This window comes from Serratia sp. EWG9 (assembly GCF_019913725.1).
GTDB lineage: Bacteria > Pseudomonadota > Gammaproteobacteria > Enterobacterales > Enterobacteriaceae > Serratia > Serratia ureilytica.
In genome coordinates this window covers 922,335-942,542 of sequence record NZ_JADNRO010000001.1, presented here as the reverse complement: position 1 = coordinate 942,542, position 20,208 = coordinate 922,335, and the positions used below count along the sequence as shown (strand labels likewise).

The following is a 20,208-nucleotide window of genomic DNA, read 5'->3' as shown; positions in this document are numbered from 1 at the left end:
TTGAATTTTGCGCACCATGCACCGCCACGCAATACACAAAAAGCACCGTGAATCATTTGGCAAGCCACGATTAATCTTACATAAAAAGGAGTTTTCATGCCGGAAATGAATAATTTCATACAAGTCCCATTTCGTGTTGATGGTTGGAATTCAAACGCATTATTGAAGGAGCTTAACGAGGCGGGGTTTGAAACGCAAATTACAAGGCGGCACTTCAGCGCGGGCTCTACCGGCGGTGACTTTTTCAACCTTGCGCTTGAACTTGCACCTTATGCTTTTGGGTTACTCTCTTCTGTTTTAGTTGCGTATGTAACAAGAGGGAAGAAGGTGAAAATCAGCTTTAAAGATGGGCGCGTTACAGAGCTTGAAACAAACTATTGCAGCGTCAAGGAAGTGACCAAACTTTTAGAGTCGGTAGAATCTGTGAGACAGATTGACGTTTCGAACAACTGATCCACAAATTGACCCAAACACCCACGCTATACCCATTTTAAGCACGCAGTTACAGGTATCTAAATCACTGATAATCCTGTAACTGATTGTTTTTCTTACCCTCGAAATGGCGGCGAAAGCCTCCCTTTTTTATTGCCTGTCGTCAGGCGCTAAGGCGCTGTTCGAGTTCGGCGAGAGAAGGAAGGAACCAGACCTGTTCGCCGCGGTTGGCTTCGCGCACGAAATCTTGCAGCGCGTTGCTTTTCGCCAGCCAGGGGGTGATATCGCCTAGCAGCGCCACGCGCAGGCGGTAGTTGATAAATTTCTGCAATACGGCGCCGGCAATGCCGCTTCTGAGCTGGAAAAAGGTGGCGTCCAGGCGGTTGACGGGGAGGGCAATCATCCCGGCATCGTGTTCAAAGGCGGGCGCGATAAACAGGCTGACGTCGTTTTCGTCTTTCAACAGCGGCCCGGCTTCGGCGAAAACCACCAGGCGCCGATCATGGATTTGCCGCACGGCGTAGCTCATCGGCGCTCCGGGAGTCAGGGTTTGGCGTGCTTTTGCAGGTAATGCTCGAACACCGCCAGCGTTTCGTCCGAGATATGGTGTTCAATCCCTTCGCTATCCAGCTCGGCGGTTTCGCTCGGCACCCCGAGGCACATCAGCAGATCGACCACGATGCGGTGACGGCGACGCACCTTCTGCGCCAGCTGCTCGCCTTCCACGGTTAAAAACACCCCGCGATAAGGGCGCGACTCCACCAGCCCGGCGCTTTTGAGCCGCGCGATATTTTTGATCGCCGTCGGGTGAGAGACGCCGAAGCGGCGCGCGATATCGGTGGTTCTGGCTTCGCGGGTGCTTTGCAGCAAATCGGCGATCAGCTCAACGTAATCTTCGATCAGCGCATTGGACTGCGCTTCGCGGGCGCGGCTAAAACGCAGGGCGTGCTCGGCCTCGTCCGGCATGTCGGTCTGGGCGTGGCGGTCGGCGTTATCTGGCGCGCGGGTAACCATAGCGTGGGGCGTCCTGTAAGCATAAAAATGGCGTCTCCCGGCAATGCGGGGAGGGTTGCCCTAAGTTAGTCCAAATAGCACACATTATCAATTCGATGCCATGCATTGTGGTAGTTAGAAATATCTCTACACAAAGCCCATTAATTTCGCCTGTTGCATAAAGTGTAGCCGATGCTACATTGTCAGCATGATCGGTGGAAAAATAACCAGTAAAAGATTAAGGGTACTTCATGCGAGACGCGGCAACCCCCCCATCGTTAACCGAACGGACCAACATCGCGATTGGCGCCGCCCTTGCCGGGCGCAAGCGCGGCGCCTTCACGCCGCTGCTGTTCGCCGGTCCGGCGGTGATTGCCTCTATCGCCTATATGGATCCCGGTAATTTCGCCACCAACATCCAGGCCGGGGCGAAATACGGCTACAGCCTGCTGTGGGTGGTGGTGATGGCCAACCTGATCGCCATGTTGTTTCAGGCGCTGTCGGCCAAGCTGGGCATCGTCACCAACCGCAATCTGGCGGAAATGTGCCGTGACCAGTTTTCACGGCCGGTGGTGATCGGCATGTGGCTGCTCAGCGAAGTGGCGGCGATGGCCACCGATCTGGCGGAGTTTCTCGGCGGGGCGATCGCGCTGGCGCTGCTGTTCCATATGCCGCTGCTGGCGGGGATGGGGGTGACGGCGGTGATCACCTATGCACTGTTGATGGTGGAAAAAAAAGGTTTCCGCCCGGTCGAGCTGATGATCGGCGGCCTGGTGGGGATCATCGCGCTGTGTTACCTGGTCGAGATGTTCATCGTACCGGTGGATTGGCAGGCGGCCGGCATCGGTATGGTGACGCCGCAGTTGCCGGATGCGCAGGCGCTGACCATCGCCGTCGGCATTATCGGCGCCACCGTAATGCCGCACGCCATTTTCCTGCACTCGGGGCTGACCCAGCACCGCAGCCCGGCCAGCGACAACGGCGAGCGGCGCAAGCTGCTGCGTTTTTCCAATATTGAAGTGGTGATCGCGCTGGCTCTTGCCGGGCTGGTGAATATTGCGATGGTGATCATGGCCTCGAGCGCCTTCCACGCCGGTAACAGCGACGTGGCCGAAATCGGCACCGCCTACCATACGCTGACGCCGCTGTTCGGCGCGGCGGCGGCCGGCATTTTCCTGGCTTCGCTGATCGCCTCCGGTATTTCCAGCTCGGTGGTGGGCACCATGGCCGGGCAAATGATCATGCAGGGCTTCGTCGGTTTCCGTATCCCGGTGTGGGTGCGCCGTCTGGTCACCATGGTGCCGGCGTTCATCGTGGTGGCGATGGGCGTCAACGCCACCGACGCGCTGGTCTACAGCCAGGTGGTGTTGAGTCTGGCGCTGCCGGCGCCGATGATTGCGCTGGTAATGTTCACTCGCCGCCGCGACATCATGGGCGAGTTCGCCAACGGTCGCTGGACCAGCCTGGCTGCGGTGGTCGGCACGGTGGTGATCGTGCTGCTCAACGTGGTGTTGCTGCTGCAGACTTTCGGCGTCGATATCCCCGGGTTGGGATGAGCTGCGCGATCAGTGCCCGGCGGATTTACCGGCGAACAGTTCGCTGATGAAGTCGACGAAAACCCGAATTTTATGGCTGCGATCCCGCAGGCGCGGATAGAGAATATTGATTGGCGCCCCAGGGGGCGCCCACTCCAGCAGTATCGGTTCCAGTTCGCCTGCCTTCAGATAGTTTTCCAGCGTGCAGTCCAGCAAGTAAACCAGGCCAAGATGGTTCCTGGCCACCTCACACAGCGATTGTGAATGGTTGAAGCTCAACAGCGGGCTGGGCGCCAGACGGTAGCGCTCGTCACCACGAATGAACTGCCAGTCGTCCGCCGCCGCCGCGCCTGAACGGATAAATCCCAGCCGCTGATGGCGTTGCAACTGCTCCGGGTGTTCCGGCCGGCCGTGGCGCGCAAAATAATCGGGAGACGCACAGCACAGATAACGGGGTTGCAGCAATGGGCGGCTGACCATCTCGGGGATGTTGCCGGCGCCGATGCGAATAAACACGTCGGCGCGATCTTCCGCCGGATTGACCAAGCGATCGCTGACCGACACGCTGAGCTGCAACTCTGGGTATTGCGCCAAAAAAGCCGGGAGCGCCGGGGCGATATGCATGCTGCTGAGCATCGAGGCTATCTCGACCCGCAGCGGTCCTCGTGGTTGTTCAAAATCGCACGACATGTCGTTTTTCAGCCGGTCAAACTGCTGCAGAATTTCTTGCGCGGTGCGATAGCAACGCTCCCCGGCGCTGGTCAGCGAGAAGCGCCGGGTTGAACGCTTGAACAGGGGTTGCCCGAACTGTTTTTCAAGCTGATTGATGCTGTATGTGACGCTGGCCGGGGAGAGCCCCATTTTGGTTGCCGCCTGGCTGAACCCCTCCATTTCCACCACCTGGCAGAATACGCGCAGCGCGTGCAGTTCATTCATGTTAACGGCTTCCATTATTTAAATTATTAAAAGAGTATTTTTAAATATGCCGGCTGTCAATTTAACGCGGCATTGGATAATTTATTTCCAGCGTTTTTATTTATCTGAAATCGCATCCTGTATTGCCATAATGAAATAACGCCTGAGAGGATATTTATATGAAAAAATTAACTGCCGTATTGTTATTGGCGGGCGTGGGCTTGTGCGGCCAAAGTTATGCCGCAAGCAGCGAGGCCGCACCGCAAAGTTACAGGGTTTCCGCTGAGGCGGGCGTCGCGGCCGAGCAGAAGGCGGTGTATAACCTGATAAACCGCTACCAGACAGCGCTTAACGCCGGCGATACGCAAACAATTTTGTCACTTTTTGCCCCGGAAAGTTACTCGCAATGGAACGAAAAACCGACGGCGGACAGCAATGAAAAACGCCGACAACAATATGACAATTTATTTAAAAACGAGAAATTTGAAACCGAGTTTGCTTATGACAGCATCAGTGTGAACGGGAATATGGCCTATGTGCGCACGCACCATCATCGCGGCGCGACGGTAACCCGAATAAGCGACGGAGCCACCTTGATCGATTTAAACCGTGAAGTATTTGTATTGGAGAAACAGCAGGGCCAGTGGAAGATCGTGGTCTACACCTTTAATACCAACCCGATTCAAGGGGTGAGTTGAGTGACACTGACAAAGGCCGCGCAAGCGGCCTTATTGTGTCGCGAGACGGCTAAAGATTCCCCACGCCGCCGTCCATCTGCAGCTCCGCGCCGACCATAAAGGCCGACTCATCCGCCGCCAGAAACACCGCCGCTTTGGCCAGCTCCAACGCGCTGCCCATGCGGCCGATCGGCACCAGCGCGCGGATATCGTCGCGCAAGGCCCGCTCATCCGCTTCCGCCAGCCCCAGTTTTCCCAGCGCCGGGGTTTCGGTCGGGCCGGGGCTGAGGCCGTTGACGCGAATGCCGCGCGCGTGCAGCTCGCCGGAGAGCGTTCTGGCCAAAGACAACAAACCGGCTTTGCTGGCGGCGTAGGCGCTGCTCTGCGGCAGGCCGATATGGGCGCTGACCGAACCGCACAGGATCACCGAAGAAGGGTTGGCCAGCAGCGGCAGCAGCGCCTGGATCAGAAAGAACGGCCCCTTCAGGTTGATGTCCATCAGCCGCTGGTAGCTCTGCTCATCCCACTCCTGCAGCGGGCGATGCGTGACGTCGCCGGCGTTAACGTACAGCACGTCCAGCCGCGGCCACCGTTGCTCCAACTGCTGCGCCAGCGCGCGCTGCTGTGGGATGTTGCCGGCATCGCTCAGCAGCAGCAGCGCGTTGCCCGCCAATGCCTGGCCCGCCGCGTCCAGGGCGCGTTGGCTGCGGCCGGTGATCGCCACCGTTGCGCCCTCGGCGATGAACTGACGGGCGGTTTCCAGCCCGATGCCGCTGGTGCCGCCGGTAATCAATGCGTATTTGCCTTGCAGTCGTGACATAACCGATTCCTCTTTAGCGTCTGTTGCGGCATTATTTGCGCTATAGTTCCTTTTGCATAGTAGGCACCTTTTGGATACTAAAGGGCGAGGTGGGATGAAATGACGACGCAAGCGCCCTTAACGGCGGAAAATAATTTGTCGGCGCTGCCGACGGCGGGCGAACCCTGCCCGATGGTGGACTTCGTCAATCTGGTGTCGGGCAAATGGGCGATACCCATCCTGTACCGGCTGATCATAATCGATGGCCCGGTGCGATTCAGCGAGCTGCAGCGGGCGGTGGCGCCCATCGCGCAAAAAGAGCTGACGCGCCAGCTGCGGCTGTTCGAACAACGCGGTCTGGTGACGCGGCAGGTGTATCCCGAAGTGCCGCCGCGAGTGGAGTATCAGGTCACCGCGCTGGGCAAATCGCTGCGGCCGACGCTGGACTCGCTGGCCGAGTGGATGCGTCGGCATGCCCCGCAGCTGATCGGCGGTTAGTCGCCGATGCCCGGCGGGTTGATGGTTGAACGCTCGACCTTTTCGTCGCCTTCGCCCCAGCGTTCCAGCACCTGCGCGTATTCGCCGCTGACGATCGCGCCATTGATCGCGGCGTTGACGGCGTTCACCAATCCGTTGCCTTTTTTGGTGGTGACCGCGACGTAGGCCACGTTGGGGCCGATGCCGACCATTTTGGTTTTGCCGGTCAGCGCCGCCTTGTAGGCGCCGGTGGAGTGGGGGCCGAAGAACGCATCGGCGCGCCCGGACTGAATGCTGAGGTTGGTGGCGGCGTCGTCGGTCACGTAGATCGGCTGTACCGGCGGCAGCCCGGCGGCGCGATTCTGCTTATCCCATCCCAGCAGAATGTTTTCCTGATTGGTGCCGGATCCGACGATGATCCGCAGCCCGGCCACATCCTGCGGGCGGTTGATCGCGGTGATGTGGCTGGTGGATTTGACGTAAAAGCCCAGCGTGTCCACCCGGTAGGTGGCGAAATCGAATTTGGTTTTACGCTGTTTGGTGACGGCGATGTTGAAGATCGCCGCATCGTATTTGCCCGCGCTGATGCCCAGCGGCCAATCTTCCCAGGAGGTGGGCACCAGATTCAGCTCCAGCCCGAGGCTGTCGGCCACCAGGCGGGCGATGTCCGGATCGCTGCCGATCAGCGTTTTATTGTCTTCGGCGAACAGCGCCAGCGGCGGGGAGTTCTCGAATGCTACCGCCACCGTCAGCTTGCCGGGCACCGCGAAGTGAAAGTTCGCCGGGATCAGCGCGATAGCGGCGGGATTTTTCTCCGCGCGTATCGGCTCTCGGTTAGCCTGCAGATCGATACCGCCCGTCGTGGCCGCCTGCACGGCAGCGCTCAGCAACAGCGCGCACAGCGCCGCAATCTTCAGTGGCATAGTGCCCTCTATCCTTTGTTAATCATGGGGTTACTATTGGCGGCGGCGCGGGGCAAGTAAAGCAACAATAGTGAATAACCAAAGTGAAAAGATGCACAAGCGGGGCGACGGCCTGCGCGAATCTGCAGCACTCGACGTGGAAAGTGCGCAATCAGGTTGAAAGCAGTAGAATTTGTCACTCATACTGCGTACAGCTAATTGTGTAAAACAAGGAACGCCAGATGGCCGAAGAAACGATTTTCAGTAAAATTATCCGCCGCGAAATCCCTGCTGATGTGGTTTACCAGGATGAACTGGTCACCGCTTTCCGTGACATCTCCCCCCAGGCGCCTACCCATGTGCTGATCGTTCCCAACGTGCTGATCCCAACCGTCAACGACGTGACCGTGGAGCATGAGGCCGCATTGGGCCGCATGATCACCGCCGCGGCGAAAATCGCCGAACAGGAAGGCATCGCCGAGGACGGCTACCGCCTGATCGTCAACTGCAACCGCCACGCCGGTCAGGAGGTCTATCATATTCATATGCACCTGGTCGGTGGCCGCTCGCTGGGGCCGCTGCTGTCACGTTAAGCGAGGAAATCATGCGCGGTAAAAAAACTCTGCGTTGTCTGATGGCGTTGGCGCTGCCCGCCGCGTTGCTGATGGGGTGCAGTTCGCCATCCGGCATCGCGGTTAACCGGGGGCAAACGGTGGTGATGGATCCTTCGGTGCTGACCGCCGGCATTTTTGCCGATACGCCCTCTGTCTCGAACGCTTCCGGGCGGGTGATGGCGACTTCGGTGCTCAATAACAGCCAACCGACGCCGGTCACCGTGCATTATCGTTTCTATTGGTACGACGCGCAGGGGCTGGATATTCGCCCCTTCGAGAAACCGCGTGAGATCGTCGTGGCGCCTAACTCGGACGCCAAAATCTACTCGATTAACGGTAATCTGGAAGCTAAAAGCGCGCGTCTGTATCTGTACCTGTAAGCGCTTGCCAGGTTTGGAGAAAAAGCATGAAAAAGTACGTCTTAGTGGCGCTGGCCGCATTCACCCTGAGCGGCTGTCTGTCGCGCCCGCCTGAGCCGGATCAGCCGTTGCCGCCGGTCACCGCCGAACCGGAACAGCCAACGCCGCCGGTCGAGCAGCCGCAGCCACCAACCACCGAGCCGGTGCCGCAGCCGCCGAAAATCCAGCAGCTTGACTGGCTGGGCAGCGTTCAGCCGCTGGTGAATCAGATGCTGAAGGCCGATGGCGTCACGGCCGGCAGCGTGCTGCTGCTGGACAGCGTCAAGAACAACACCAACGGCTCGCTGCAGATGGGCAAAGCCACCGCGGCGCTGTATAAGGCGCTGGCGTCGAACTCCACCTTCAGCGTGGTGCCGGAAGCGAAGCTGACGAGCGCCAGACAAACGCTGGGCCTGTCGGCGGATGACAGCTTCGGCTCGCGCAGCAAGGCGATTGGCCTGGCGCGCATCGTCGGCGCGCAGTACGTGTTGTACAGCGACGTCAGCGGCGACGTGAAGTCGCCGGCGTTGGATATGCAGCTGATGCTGGTGCAAACCGGCGAGATCGTCTGGTCGGGCAATGGCGCCGTTAAACGCTGAGGCCGCGCTGCGACAATTGATGGAAACCAGACTGCCGGCGGTGAATACCGCCGGTTGTCATTTCAGCCCGGTGCAGGGGCTGACCGGCGAGAGCTGGCGCATCGACGGATCGGGCATTATGCTGCTGGCGCGGCAAAACAGCGCGGAGAAACGCGCGCTGGGCGTGAGCAGACGGCGGGAAGCGCAGGTCTTGCGTCGCTGCGCGTCGGGGCTGGGACCACGGGTTTTCGCGCAGAATAATCAGTGGCTTGTCCTCGAATGGCTCGAAGGTGACATCGTCACAGAAGCTGAGTTTGACATGCTGAATCAACGCGGCGAGCTGGCGGCGATGGCGACGACGCTGCACCGGCGGCCGCTCAGCGGTTACCGGCTGGATCTGCGGCGGCAGTTCCTCCGCTACTGGCAGCAGCTGGATACGCGGCGCTTAACCCCCGCCTGGCTGCGTTGGCAGCGTCATTTCTTACGCTGCGCGCCGCCGCGGCCATTACGCCTGGCGCCGCTGCACATGGACATCCACCCGGGCAATTTGCTCGCGACCGGCGAGGGGCTGCGGCTGATCGACTGGGAGTATGCCGCCGACGGCGATGTGGCGTTGGATATCGCCGCGCTGTTTCGCGGCAACGGCTGGGCGGCTGAGCCGCAGCAGCGCTTTTTGCAGCACTACGCGCGTCAGGGCTATCACGACGTCGCCCGGCTGCAGGCGCAGGTGCAGCGCTGGCTGCCGTGGGTGGATTATCTGATGCTGCTGTGGTTTGAAGTGCGCTGGCAGCAGAGCGGCGACGTTGAATTTTTGCGCTGGGGCGCGGCGCTGCGCCGGCAATTCTGTTTATCATCATCCGAATTCTGAACGAACAATATGAAGTGAGGTGCCCGTGGGCCCAGTAATGTTAGATGTCGCCGGCTACGAGCTGGATGCAGAAGAACGCGAGATTCTGAAACACCCGCTGGTTGGCGGATTGATCCTGTTTACCCGCAATTTCCACGATGCGGAGCAGCTGCGTGAGCTGGTGCGCCAGATCCGCGCCGCTTCGCACGATCGGCTGGTGGTGGCCGTGGATCAGGAGGGCGGGCGCGTGCAGCGCTTCCGCGAAGGCTTCACCCGCTTGCCGGCGGCGCAATCGTTCGCCGCCTTGAACGATGCGCAAGAAGGTGGCCGCCTGGCGCAGGAGGCCGGCTGGCTGATGGCGGCGGAGATGATCGCGCAGGATATCGACATTAGCTTTGCGCCGGTGCTGGACATCGGCCATGCCAGCGCGGCGATCGGCGAGCGTTCGTTCCACAGCGATCCGCAGCAGGCGTTGGCGATGGCGGAGCGCTTTATCCTCGGCATGCACAGCGCCGGCATGAAAACCACCGGTAAGCACTTCCCGGGGCACGGCGCCGTCAGCGCCGATTCGCACAAGGAAACCCCGCGCGATCCGCGGCCGCTGGCGCAGATCCGCGAGCATGACATGGCGATCTTCCGCGAGCTGATCAATCGTCAGCTGCTGGACGCCGTCATGCCGGCTCACGTCATCTATACTGAAGCGGACCCGCGTCCGGCCAGCGGCTCGCCGTACTGGCTGCAGCAGATCCTGCGTCAGGAGCTGGGCTTCGACGGCGTGATTTTCTCCGACGATCTGTCGATGGAAGGCGCCGCCATCATGGGCAGCTATGCCGAACGCGGCCAGGCGGCGCTGGATGCCGGTTGCGACATGATCCTGGTGTGCAACCACCGCGAAGGCGCGGTCAGCGTGTTGGATAACCTGTCCCCGGTCAAAGCAGAGAAGGTGAAGCGGTTATATCATCGCGGTCAGTTCACCCGTCAGGAACTGCGCGACTCCGAGCGCTGGCAGCAGGCGCACAAGGCGCTCAGCGCGCTGAGCGAACGCTGGGAGGAGCACAAGCAGCGTTCGCAAGGGTGAATCCAGGCGCCGCATCGCGGCGCAGAGCGGAAATGATGAGGGCCGCACCCGCGGCCCTTGGCTTGTTGCGAGGATCCACATGATTATCTATTTGCACGGCTTCGATTCCACCAGCCCCGGCAATCATGAAAAGGTGTTACAGCTGCAGTTTATCGATCCGGATGTGCGCTTTATCAGCTACAGCACGCTGCACCCGCGTCACGACATGCAGCATCTGTTGAAAGAGGTGGACAAGGCGGTGCAGCAGGGCGGCGATGCGCACCCGTTGATCTGCGGGGTCGGCCTCGGCGGCTTCTGGGCGGAGCGCATCGGCTTCCTGTGCGGCATTCGCCAGGCGATGTTCAATCCCAACCTGTACCCGGAAGAGCACATGCACGGCAAGATAGACCGGCCGGAAGAGTATCGCGATATCGCCACCAAGTGCGTGGAGGATTTCCGCGAGAAAAACCGCGATCGCTGTCTGGTGGTGCTGTCGCGCCACGACGAGGTGCTGGATAACCGGCGCAGCGCCGAATTGCTGCATCACTACTACGAGATCGTGTGGGATGAACAGCAGACGCACAAGTTCAAAAACATCTCGCCGCATCTGCAGCGGCTCAAGGCGTTCAAGGCGCTGGGTTAACAGTTTCATAACGCTGCCGCGAGCCGCGCTCCCCGTTTTTCACCGACGGAAAGTGCGGCTTTTTTGTGCGCCAAAGCCAGATTTTGCGTGGCAATCGGCAAAATTTAAAACTGTGACTCAGCGCTAACTATTTGAATCGCAATCCCCAAAAAATGCCCTCGTCCAGCCTTTAACCAAAAAAATTGATGTACGTCAATTTTGGTATGACCAAATAACCTCACATGCTATTCTGGCTGCAGAGAGCCGATTTATTTTACGCGAACCCTATGTATTCTAAGGATATTATTTATTTACCCTGGGATAACAAATGGTTCACATTTAGGGGGTTATTTTGACAACGCCAAAGAAGAAAATCGTTATTGTCGGCGGCGGCGCCGGTGGTCTGGAGCTGGCGACCAGCCTGGGCCATAAACTTGGCCGTAAGAACAAAGCCGAGATCACTCTGGTGGATCGCAACCACAGCCATTTGTGGAAACCGCTGTTGCACGAAGTGGCGACCGGCTCCCTCGATGACGGCGTGGATGCGCTCAGCTACCTGGCGCACGCGCGCAATCACCATTTCAGCTTCCAGCTGGGGTCGTTGACCAACATCAACCGCGAGACGCAAACGCTGCAGCTGGCGCAGATCTGCGACGAGCAGGGCGGCGAGTTGGTGCCGGCGCGTGAACTGCCGTACGACATCCTGGTGATGGCGCTGGGCAGCACCTCAAACGATTTCGGTACGCCGGGCGTGAAAGAGCACTGCATCTTCCTGGATAACCCGCATCAGGCACGTCGTTTCCACAACGAAATGCTTAACCTGTTCCTGAAGTTCTCGGCGCAGCCGGGGCAAAAAGAGCGGGTCAACATCGCCATCGTCGGCGGCGGCGCCACCGGCGTTGAACTGTCCGCCGAACTGCACAACGCGGTGAAACAGCTGCACAGCTACGGTTTTGAAGGCCTGGACAACAGCGCGCTCAACGTGACGCTGGTCGAAGCCGGCGAGCGCATTCTGCCGGCGCTGCCGCCGCGCATTTCCGCTGCGGCGCACCAGGAGCTGATCAAGCTGGGCGTGCGCGTGCTGACCAACACCATGGTGACCAGCGCGGACGCCAAAGGCCTGAATACCAAGGGCGGCGAGTTCATCGACGCCGATCTGATGGTGTGGGCGGCGGGCATCAAAGCGCCGGACTTTATGAAGGACATCGGCGGCCTGGAAACCAACCGCATCAACCAGTTGGTGGTGGAGCCGACGCTGCAGACCACGCGCGATCCGAACATCTTCGCCATCGGCGACTGCGCCTCTTGCCCGAAAGAGGGCGGCGGTTTCGTGCCGCCACGCGCCCAGTCGGCGCACCAGATGGCCTCACGCTGCGCCACTAATATCCTGGCGCTGATGAACGGTCAGACGCTGAAGCCTTACGTGTACAAAGACCACGGTTCGCTGGTGTCGCTGTCGCGCTTCAGCACCGTCGGCAGCCTGATGGGCAACCTGATGCGCGGCTCGATGATGGTGGAAGGGCGCATTGCGCGTTTCGTCTACATCTCGCTGTACCGCATGCACCAGGTGGCGCTGCACGGCTACATCAAAACCGGCCTGATGATGCTGGTGGGCGGCATTAACCGGGTGATCCGCCCGCGCCTGAAGATGCACTGATCCCGCCGTTGTCGATCAACCCGCGCCGGTTCGCCCGCGCGGTTTTTTTTATGGCGGTGCGAGGCTAACGGCGGCGGTTGCTTGATTCTTCAGCATAAGCTGTCGCCGATATGGGTAAAATTCTTAAGATTCCTCCTAAACAACGGCAAAACGGCCGTTTTCCCGCATTTTTGGTCCCCTTGTCTTATTGCGAGCCCTCAAATCATTGTGCAGACTTTACCTCGTTTACAGACGGCGCGTCGCGCACGCCGTAAACCGGGATACCGCAAGCCGCCCATGCGCAAAATAATAAGCGCGGTGCCATGCCGGTAACAGACCCGGAAAAAATGCGTGGTAACACTTTCAGGAGGTTTCCTGTGAACAAGTCAATGTTAGCCGGTGTTGGGATTGGCATCGCTGCCGCTCTGGGGATTGCCGCGGTAGCCAGCCTGGACGTCTTTTCTGCCGGTCCGCAATATGCGCAGGTGCTCGCCGCAACGCCGATTAAAGAAACCATCAAAACGCCGCGTCAGGAATGCCGCAACGTCACCGTCACGCACCGTGCACCGGTGCAGGATGAAAACCGCATCGCCGGTTCTGTGCTGGGCGCAGTGGCGGGCGGCGTGATCGGCCACCAGTTCGGCGGCGGTCGCGGACGCGACGTGGCGACCGTGGTGGGCGCTCTGGGCGGCGGCTACGCCGGTAACCAGGTGCAAGGGGCGATGCAGAATAACGACGTCACCACCAGCGTTCAGCAGCGTTGCAAAACGGTCTATGACAAGTCTCAGAAAATGCTGGGCTATGACGTGACCTACAAGATCGGCAATCAGCAGGGCAAGATCCGCATGGATCACGATCCGGGCACCCAAATCCCGTTGGACAAAAACGGCCAGCTGGTGCTGAACAGAGCCTGATCGACGCATTCGAATTAAACCCGCGGGCAGTGTTAGTTCTGATCGTTTAACTCGGTTAAGCGAGCGGCGTTAACATTGACGCGGGTTTCTGCTTTTTGTCTGCCCGCGAATTCGACGATCGTTCTAATGTCTGCGTGCGATATCACTGGGCAAAACTTCAAAAAAGCCCCCGCGTTTGTTATATTATTGTGCGATTAAGCGGTGTGTTCGGCGCTAATCGCCGCACCGGCCAAACCCGAGTATTTCGTCTCGCAGAGATAACGACATGTTAGATTTTCGCTTTCCGACAGCGTTGCAAATGGTCCTTAGCGTCGCCGTAGCTGAGAAGCAGGGCATGCGTTCGACGAGCGCCACGCTCGCCGCCACTCTGGAAGCTAACCCGAGCTTTATCCGCAAACTGATGGTGCCGCTGACCAAAGACGGCATCATCGTTTCCACCCTGGGCCGAAACGGCTCTATCCACCTTGGCCGCCCGGCGGAAGAGATTACCCTGCGGGATATCTACCTGGCGGTGATCGACGACAAGCGCATCTGGGCCTCACGCCCTGAAGTGCCGGCCCGTTGCCTGGTGAGCGCCAACGCCTGTTGGTATTTCAAATCGGTGGTGAACGAGGCCGAGCAGGCTTCGCTCGCGGTGCTGGCGCGCCACACCGTGGCTGACTCGCTGGCCGAACTGGAGCGGGGCGACAAGCGCGCCTGTGCGGAATACGCCGCCGCGCAAGAGGCTGAAACCGCCGATAAATAATCGCGGTTCGCATGCATAAAAAAGGTCGGGCAATGCCCGACCTTTTTGCATGTTAAGACGAGGATTACGCCGTCTGCGTCTGCGTTTTGCGTGCCACCAGGCGACGCAGGGTGACGTAGAACACCGGCGTCAGGAACAGCCCGAACAGCGTGACCCCCAGCATGCCGGAGAACACCGTGATGCCGGTGACGCCGCGCACTTCGGCGCCGGCGCCGTGGCCGAGGATCAGCGGGATGGTGCCGGCGATGAAGGCGATGGAGGTCATCACGATCGGTCGCAACCGCAGGCGACAGGCTTCCAGCGCCGCCTCGACGATGCCTTTGCCCTGCATTTCCAGCTCGCGGGCGAACTCGACGATCAGAATGGCGTTCTTGCAGGCCAGCCCCATCAGAACGACCAACCCGACCTGCACGAACACGTTGTTGTCGCCGCCGGTCAACCACACGCCGAACAGCGCCGACAGCATGGTCATCGGCACGATCAGGATCACCGCCAGCGGCAGCGTCCAGCTTTCATACAGCGCCGCCAGCGCGAGGAACGCCAGCAGCACCGCGACCGGGAACACCACCAGCGCGGCGTTGCCCTGGGTCGATTGCTGGTAGCTCAGATCGGTCCACTGGATGTTCATGCCGTTCGGCAACAGCTTGCCGGCCATTTGCGTCAGCGCGCTCATCGCCTGGGTAGAGGAGAGGACGCGCGGATCGGCGTCGCCGATCAGGTCCGCCGCCGGGAAACCGTTGTAGCGGATCACCGGATCCGGGCCGTAGGTCGTGCCGATGCTGACCATACTGCCGATCGGCACCATTTCGCCTTTGTCGTTGCGGGTACGCAGGTTGGCGATGTCTTCCACGCTGTCGCGGAACTGGCCGTCGGCCTGCGCCATCACCTTCCAGGTGCGGCCGTAACGGTTAAAGTCGTTGATGTAAGACGAACCGAGGTAGGTCTGCAGCGTGCTGAACAGCGCATTGAGCGGCACCCCTTGGGCCTTGGCCTTGTCGCGATCGATTTTGGCGTCCAGCTGCGGCACGTTGGCCTGATAAGAGGAGATCGGGAAGCCCATGCCCGGCGTTTGCATAATGGCGCCGGACATCGTGTTGATCGCGGTCTGCAGCGCGCCGTAACCCAGCCCGCCGCGATCCTGCACGTACAGCGAATAGCCGGAACCCTGGCCGATGCCGAGGATCGGCGGCGGCATGATCGAGAAGGCGAAACCTTCCTGGATCTGCGAAATGCGCGCGTTGATCTCGGCGTTGATCTGCGCCGCGGTGCGGGTACGGGTGCTCAATGACTCCAGCGCGAAGAATACCGTGCCGGTATTCGGCGTATTGGTGAACTGCAGCGCGTTCAGGCCGGGGAAGGCCACCGCATCGGTGACGCCGTCCACGCTCAGGCCGATGGCGCTCATCTTGCGGATCACCGCATCGGTGCGCTCCAGCGAGGCGCCTTCCGGCATCTTCACGCCGCCAATCAGATACAGCTTGTCCTGCGTCGGGATAAAGCCGCCGGGCACGGTCTTGAACATTACCCCGGCGGCGATCAGCAGCAGCAGGTAGACGACGAACACTGCGCCGCGTCGGCCCAGCACGCGGGATACCCCGTGCTGATAACGCTGCGAGCCGCTGGCGAAGAAGCGGTTGAACGGCCGGAACAGCCAGCCGAACAGCCGGTCGATCAGGCGCGACGGCAGATCTTTCGGCGCGCCGTGCGGCTTCAGCAAGCGCGCCGCCAGCGCCGGCGACAGGGTCAGTGAGTTGATGGCGGAGATCACCGTCGAGATGGCGATGGTGACGGCGAACTGTTTGTAGAACTGGCCGGTAACGCCGGAGAGGAATGCCATCGGCACAAACACCGCGCACAGCACCACGGCGATGGCGATGATCGGGCCGGAGACCTCGCGCATCGCCTGGTGCGCTGCCGCCAGCGGCGACAGCCCCTCTTCGATGTTGCGCTCGACGTTCTCCACCACCACGATGGCGTCATCCACCACGATGCCGATCGCCAGCACCAGCCCGAACAGGCTAAGGGTGTTGAGCGAGAAGCCGAGCAGATACAGCGCGGCGAAGGTACCGACTACGGAGATCGGCACCGCCAACAGGGGAATGATCGAGGCGCGCCAGGTCTGCAGGAACAGAATGACCACCAGCACTACCAGGATCACCGCTTCCAGCAGGGTGTCGACCACCGCGCGGATCGAATCGCGCACGAACACCGTCGGATCGTACGGCGATTTCCAGCTCATGCCGTCCGGGAAGCGGGTCGCCAGCTCGGCCATCTTGCCGCGCACCGCATCCGACAGCTCGATGGCGTTGGCCCCCGGCGACTGGAAGATGCCGATGCCGACCGCATCCTTGTTATTGAGCTGGGCGCGCAGCGCGTAGCTGCCGGAACCCATTTCGATGCGCGCCACGTCGCGCAGCCGCACGATCTCGCCGTTATCGCCGCTCTTGAGAATGATGTTGCCGAACTCTTCTTCGGTTTGCAGACGGCCCTGGGCGTTGATCGACAGCAGATAGTCGCTGCGCGTCGGCATCGGCTCCGCGCCGAGCTGGCCGGCGGAGACCTGCACGTTCTGCTCCTGCATGGCGCTCACCACGTCGGAGGCGGTCAGCCCGCGCGCGGCGACCTTGTTCGGATCGAGCCAGATGCGCATTGCGTATTCGCCGGCGCCGAAGATTTGCACCTGGCCGACGCCCGGCAGGCGAGCCAGTTCATCCTTGACCTTCAGGGTGGCGTAGTTGCGCAGGTACAGCGAGTCGTACTTGCCGGAAGGCGATACCAGATGCACCACCAGCGTCAGCGCCGGAGACTGTTTCTGGGTAGTGATGCCCTGGCGGCGCACATCCTCCGGCAGGCGCGCTTCGGCCTGCGCCACGCGGTTTTGCACCTGTACCTGCGCCTGATCGGGATCGGTGCCCGGGCGGAAGGTGACGGTGGTCACCAGCACGCCGTCGGAGCCGGCGACCGATTTCATGTACATCATGTTTTCGACACCGTTGATCGCTTCTTCCAGCGGCATCGCCACCGTTTCAGCAATCTCTTTCGGGTTGGCGCCCGGGTATTCGGCGCGCACCTGTACGCTGGGCGGCACCACGTCCGGGTACTCGCTGATCGGCAGCAGCGGAATGGCGATCACCCCGGCGACAAAAATCAGTATCGACAGCACCGCGGCGAAGATCGGCCGGTCGATGAAAAAACGGGAAAAGTCCATGGGTCAGAATTCTCTGCTGGGAGCTTAGTTAAGGGCGGACGCGGAGGTGGTCATGGCGACGCTTTTCGCGTCGACCGACATGCCCGGCATAAACACTTTCTGCATGCCGTCGACGATCACCCGATCGCCGTTCACCAGGCCTTTTTGCACAATGCGCAATCCTTCGGCTATCCGGCCCACGGCGATGTCGCGGCGCTGCGCTTTGCCGTCTTTATCGACGATGTAAACGAACTTGCGGTTCTGATCGGTCATCACCGCTTTGTCGTCGATCAGCATGGCGTTGAACTCGGCGCTGCCGGGCATCTGCACGCGGGCGAACAGCCCCGGCGTGAAGCGGCGATCGCGGTTGTCGAGCAGGGCGCGCATGCGGATGGTGCCGGTACCGGCGTTCAACTGATTGTCGGTGAAGTCCACCAGCCCCTGATGCGGAGTGCCGTCTTCGCCCACCAGGCCCACTTTCACCGGCAGACGCGCGTCGTGTCGGCCCTGCTGCTGATAGCGCAGGAAGGTCGCCTCATCCACGTCGAAATAGACGTAAACCTTATCGAGCGATACCAGCGTCGTCAGCACGCTGGCGCTGTCGCCGGCGGTGACCAGGTTGCCGGCGGTGATCATCGCGCGGCTGGCGCGCCCGTCGATCGGGGCAGTGACGCGGGTAAAGTCGAGATTAAGCTGCGCCATATCGAGCTGGGCCTGCGCCGCCAGCACGTTGCTTTGCGCCTGCGCGGCGGACGAACGGCGCTGTTCCCACACCTCTTGCGAGATGGCCTGAGTGCCGATCAGTTTCTCGGTTCGCGAAGATTCGCTGCGCGCGAGGGCTGCCTGATTGCGCGCCCGCACCAGCTCCGCCTGCGCCTGTTCGCGCGCGGCGCGGTAGGTGCGATCGTCAATGGTGAACAGCACCTGACCTTTCTTCACCTCGTCGCCTTCGGTGTAGTTGACCCGCTCGATGTAGCCGGAAACTCGCGGGCGGAGCTGTACGCTTTGCACTGCTTCGACCCGGCCATTGAACGCATCCCACTGGCTGATCGGTTTGACCACCACGCTGGCGGCGCTGACCACCGGCGGCGGTGGCGGGGCGTTGTGCGCGACGCTGTTGTCACACCCGGCGAGCAGGGCGGCCAGCAGCGCCACCCCGGAGAGCCGCTGGCCCAGAGCGAAGGCGCGCGTGCGGCGGCCGGCGTTGAACGATGAGTTTGGTTGATTTGGCATTATTTTTATTCCGATAAGTAAGCGCTGTCTGGCCCCATACCCAGCCCTGTTTTCCGGGCTTTTCCCTTCATGCCGGCGTTCGGCGGAAGGGGCGCCGCGCCTTGTCATGGCGCAACGTTAGGTTTTGAAACATATTGGTGTCACATTAATGTATCAATATCGGTTACATTAATTGGGTGGAGTATAGAGGCGGCTTTCTGGTAAATGCAATAATAAAAATTGCATTTAAAGCGAAACTGTTGCAACGTATGCGCACTGGGCAGAGGGGGACCCTGCCGACATGATGGGAGCATCAGCATGAACACGACGGGTTTCATTACCGATTTGAAGACGTGGATCGACAACAATCTGGAAGAAAAACTGGATATCAACACCGTAGCGGACCGCGCGGGCTACTCCAAATGGCATCTGCAGCGCATGTTCAAGCGTCAGACCGGCTATGCGTTGGGGGAGTATATCCGCATGCAAAAACTGAAGGTGTCGGCGGAGCGCTTGGCCAACAGCGGCGAACCGATCGTCAGCGTGGCGATCTCGCTTGGCTTCGACTCACAGCAGTCGTTCAACCGCAGCTTCAAACGCCAGTTCGGCCAAACGCCGGGGGACTGGCGCCGCGCACTGGCGCAGCCGACGGCGGTGAGATGCACGCACCACTGAGCGGTTTGGCAGTGGGAATAAAAAAGCCTGAATTTGCGTTCGGGCTTTTTTTATGGCGGTGAGGGAGGGATAGATTCGCTACGCTCACCCTGCGGGCCGCCGTTGGCGGTCCAAAACGCGAGCGTTTTGTCGAACCCTGTCGAGGATTCTCACCCTCCCGGTCGGTGCGCGATGCAAACAAAAAAGCCTGAACGCGAGTTCAGGCTTCTTCGTAGAATATGGCGGTGAGGGAGGGATAGATTCGCTGCGCTCACCCTGCGGGCCGCCGTTGGCGGTCCAAAACGCGGGCGTTTTGTCGAACCCTGTCGAGGGTTCTCACCCTCCCGGTCGGTGCGCTATGCATACAAAAAAGCCTGAACTTTCGCTCAGGCTTTCTCGTTAGAATATGGCGGTGAGGGAGGGATTCGAACCCTCGATACACTTTCGCGTATACACACTTTCCAGGCGTGCTCCTTCAGCCACTCGGACACCTCACCATATTTTTTTGTTGCGAAATCATCGCTGCAACGGGGCGCTACTATAGGGAGTGGGGCCGATCCGGTCAAGAATAATTTCTGTGTTTTTGCTTGTCCGCTCAAGCCGTGTTCACTTTGTTGAAAACTGCGGCGAACTACACGTCAGAAGTCATGAAAGGGCGAGAAAATCAGAGAGGCGGTTCGAGGAGAACCGAGAAAAAGGGGAACCTCGGCAGCGTAAGGCGGGAGGCGTTCGCGGCGGGCCGCCGTTGGCGGTCCAAAACGCGGGCGTTTTGTCGAACCCTGTCGGGGCTTCTCACCCCTCTCGGCGGTGCACCATGCAAAAAAAGCCTGGACGCAATCCAGGCTTTCTCTTTGAATTTGGCGGTGAGAGAGGGCTTGATTCGCTGCGCTCACCCTACGGGCCGCCGTTGGCGGTCCAAAACGCGAGCGTTTTGTCGAACCCTGTCGAGGCTTCTCACCCCTCTCGGCGGTGCACCATGCAAAAAAAAGCCTGGACGCGAATCCAGGCTTTCTC

At 60.2% G+C, this 20,208-nt stretch carries 21 protein-coding genes, 1 tRNA gene and 2 other RNA genes; 14 read left to right on the top strand and 10 right to left on the bottom strand.

What is annotated here, in order from left to right:
- The first annotated feature begins 96 nt into the window (after positions 1 to 96).
- Entirely contained in the window at positions 97 to 453 is a 357-nt protein-coding gene (locus ITX55_RS04535; RefSeq protein WP_194038039.1) for a hypothetical protein, read from the top strand.
- A 142-nt stretch (positions 454 to 595) separates the two neighbouring features.
- On the opposite strand, the gene ITX55_RS04530 is transcribed toward ITX55_RS04535, so the two are convergent.
- Both ITX55_RS04530 and mntR read right to left on the bottom strand, forming a co-directional pair.
- Positions 596 to 961, bottom strand: a complete 366-nt coding sequence (locus ITX55_RS04530) for a DUF4180 domain-containing protein (RefSeq protein WP_164106090.1) — start codon at positions 959 to 961, stop codon at positions 596 to 598.
- A 14-nt stretch (positions 962 to 975) separates the two neighbouring features.
- A complete protein-coding gene (mntR, locus tag ITX55_RS04525; protein ID WP_089191541.1) occupies positions 976 to 1,446 on the bottom strand; it encodes a manganese-binding transcriptional regulator MntR in 471 nt (156 codons plus the stop codon).
- A gap of 230 nt (positions 1,447 to 1,676) precedes the next feature.
- On the opposite strand from mntR, the gene ITX55_RS04520 reads away from it, so the two are divergent.
- A complete protein-coding gene (locus ITX55_RS04520; RefSeq protein WP_172755740.1) occupies positions 1,677 to 2,981 on the top strand; it encodes an Nramp family divalent metal transporter in 1,305 nt (434 codons plus the stop codon).
- A 9-nt stretch (positions 2,982 to 2,990) separates the two neighbouring features.
- On the opposite strand, the gene ITX55_RS04515 is transcribed toward ITX55_RS04520, so the two are convergent.
- A complete protein-coding gene (locus ITX55_RS04515; protein ID WP_089191542.1) occupies positions 2,991 to 3,896 on the bottom strand; it encodes a LysR family transcriptional regulator in 906 nt (301 codons plus the stop codon).
- Between the two features lie 158 nt (positions 3,897 to 4,054).
- On the opposite strand from ITX55_RS04515, the gene ITX55_RS04510 reads away from it, so the two are divergent.
- Entirely contained in the window at positions 4,055 to 4,573 is a 519-nt protein-coding gene (locus ITX55_RS04510; protein ID WP_072627821.1) for a DUF4440 domain-containing protein, read from the top strand.
- A 49-nt stretch (positions 4,574 to 4,622) separates the two neighbouring features.
- Here the strand turns inward: ITX55_RS04510 and ITX55_RS04505 are convergent, their stop codons facing one another.
- Positions 4,623 to 5,372, bottom strand: coding sequence for an SDR family oxidoreductase (locus tag ITX55_RS04505; protein WP_089191543.1), 750 nt, complete (start codon positions 5,370 to 5,372; stop codon positions 4,623 to 4,625).
- 99 nt (positions 5,373 to 5,471) lie between these two features.
- Here ITX55_RS04505 and ITX55_RS04500 point away from each other — a divergent pair, with 99 nt between their 5' ends.
- Positions 5,472 to 5,849 (top strand): helix-turn-helix domain-containing protein, encoded by a 378-nt coding sequence (locus tag ITX55_RS04500; protein ID WP_080273385.1) that lies wholly within the window; start codon positions 5,472 to 5,474, stop codon positions 5,847 to 5,849.
- On the opposite strand, the gene ITX55_RS04495 is transcribed toward ITX55_RS04500, so the two are convergent.
- A complete protein-coding gene (locus ITX55_RS04495; protein ID WP_033650750.1) occupies positions 5,846 to 6,751 on the bottom strand; it encodes a transporter substrate-binding domain-containing protein in 906 nt (301 codons plus the stop codon). The genes ITX55_RS04500 and ITX55_RS04495 overlap by 4 nt on opposite strands.
- 221 nt (positions 6,752 to 6,972) lie before the next feature.
- On the opposite strand from ITX55_RS04495, the gene hinT reads away from it, so the two are divergent.
- From hinT to ITX55_RS04450, 9 genes are all read left to right on the top strand, one after another.
- Positions 6,973 to 7,323: a purine nucleoside phosphoramidase gene (gene hinT, locus ITX55_RS04490; RefSeq protein ID WP_004928776.1), complete on the top strand. Its 351-nt coding sequence runs from the start codon at positions 6,973 to 6,975 to the stop codon at positions 7,321 to 7,323.
- A gap of 11 nt (positions 7,324 to 7,334) precedes the next feature.
- Positions 7,335 to 7,724 (top strand): YcfL family protein, encoded by a 390-nt coding sequence (locus tag ITX55_RS04485; RefSeq protein WP_025302428.1) that lies wholly within the window; start codon positions 7,335 to 7,337, stop codon positions 7,722 to 7,724.
- 26 nt (positions 7,725 to 7,750) lie between these two features.
- On the top strand, positions 7,751 to 8,341 hold the full coding sequence (lpoB, locus tag ITX55_RS04480) for a penicillin-binding protein activator LpoB (protein WP_044031470.1): 591 nt from the start codon (positions 7,751 to 7,753) through the stop codon (positions 8,339 to 8,341).
- Positions 8,322 to 9,188: a thiamine kinase gene (thiK, locus tag ITX55_RS04475; RefSeq protein WP_089191544.1), complete on the top strand. Its 867-nt coding sequence runs from the start codon at positions 8,322 to 8,324 to the stop codon at positions 9,186 to 9,188. Before lpoB ends, thiK begins: the two co-directional genes overlap by 20 nt.
- A 37-nt stretch (positions 9,189 to 9,225) precedes the next feature.
- The gene (nagZ, locus tag ITX55_RS04470) at positions 9,226 to 10,245 is read left to right on the top strand and encodes a beta-N-acetylhexosaminidase (protein ID WP_033650752.1); all 1,020 of its coding nucleotides are present in this window, start codon (positions 9,226 to 9,228) and stop codon (positions 10,243 to 10,245) included.
- A gap of 79 nt (positions 10,246 to 10,324) precedes the next feature.
- Complete coding sequence (ycfP, locus tag ITX55_RS04465; protein ID WP_015377468.1) at positions 10,325 to 10,867, top strand: alpha/beta hydrolase YcfP; 543 nt, start codon at positions 10,325 to 10,327, stop codon at positions 10,865 to 10,867.
- Positions 10,868 to 11,198: 331 nt separating this feature from the next.
- Positions 11,199 to 12,503 carry an NAD(P)/FAD-dependent oxidoreductase gene (locus tag ITX55_RS04460; RefSeq protein WP_004928794.1) on the top strand — a complete coding sequence of 435 codons (1,305 nt, stop codon included), beginning with the start codon at positions 11,199 to 11,201 and terminating at the stop codon, positions 12,501 to 12,503.
- 356 nt (positions 12,504 to 12,859) lie between these two features.
- Positions 12,860 to 13,396, top strand: a complete 537-nt coding sequence (locus ITX55_RS04455; RefSeq protein ID WP_004928798.1) for a glycine zipper 2TM domain-containing protein — start codon at positions 12,860 to 12,862, stop codon at positions 13,394 to 13,396.
- A gap of 265 nt (positions 13,397 to 13,661) precedes the next feature.
- Positions 13,662 to 14,141 (top strand): Rrf2 family transcriptional regulator, encoded by a 480-nt coding sequence (locus ITX55_RS04450; protein ID WP_033642703.1) that lies wholly within the window; start codon positions 13,662 to 13,664, stop codon positions 14,139 to 14,141.
- 64 nt (positions 14,142 to 14,205) lie between these two features.
- Here the strand turns inward: ITX55_RS04450 and sdeB are convergent, their stop codons facing one another.
- A complete protein-coding gene (gene sdeB / locus ITX55_RS04445) occupies positions 14,206 to 17,349 on the bottom strand; it encodes a multidrug efflux RND transporter permease subunit SdeB (protein ID WP_089191545.1) in 3,144 nt (1,047 codons plus the stop codon).
- 24 nt (positions 17,350 to 17,373) lie between these two features.
- Positions 17,374 to 18,561 carry a multidrug efflux RND transporter periplasmic adaptor subunit SdeA gene (gene sdeA / locus ITX55_RS04440; RefSeq protein ID WP_089191546.1) on the bottom strand — a complete coding sequence of 396 codons (1,188 nt, stop codon included), beginning with the start codon at positions 18,559 to 18,561 and terminating at the stop codon, positions 17,374 to 17,376.
- A gap of 297 nt (positions 18,562 to 18,858) precedes the next feature.
- On the opposite strand from sdeA, the gene ITX55_RS04435 reads away from it, so the two are divergent.
- On the top strand, positions 18,859 to 19,215 hold the full coding sequence (locus ITX55_RS04435) for a helix-turn-helix domain-containing protein (protein ID WP_033642706.1): 357 nt from the start codon (positions 18,859 to 18,861) through the stop codon (positions 19,213 to 19,215).
- Positions 19,216 to 19,268: 53 nt separating this feature from the next.
- Here the strand turns inward: ITX55_RS04435 and ITX55_RS04430 are convergent.
- The 3 genes from ITX55_RS04430 to ITX55_RS04420 form a co-directional block, all read right to left on the bottom strand.
- A non-coding RNA gene (locus tag ITX55_RS04430) (RtT sRNA) lies at positions 19,269 to 19,388 on the bottom strand.
- 46 nt (positions 19,389 to 19,434) lie between these two features.
- Positions 19,435 to 19,554, bottom strand: a non-coding RNA gene (locus tag ITX55_RS04425) — RtT sRNA.
- 47 nt (positions 19,555 to 19,601) lie between these two features.
- Positions 19,602 to 19,691, bottom strand: a tRNA-Ser gene (locus ITX55_RS04420).
- Positions 19,692 to 20,208: the final 517 nt, after the last annotated feature.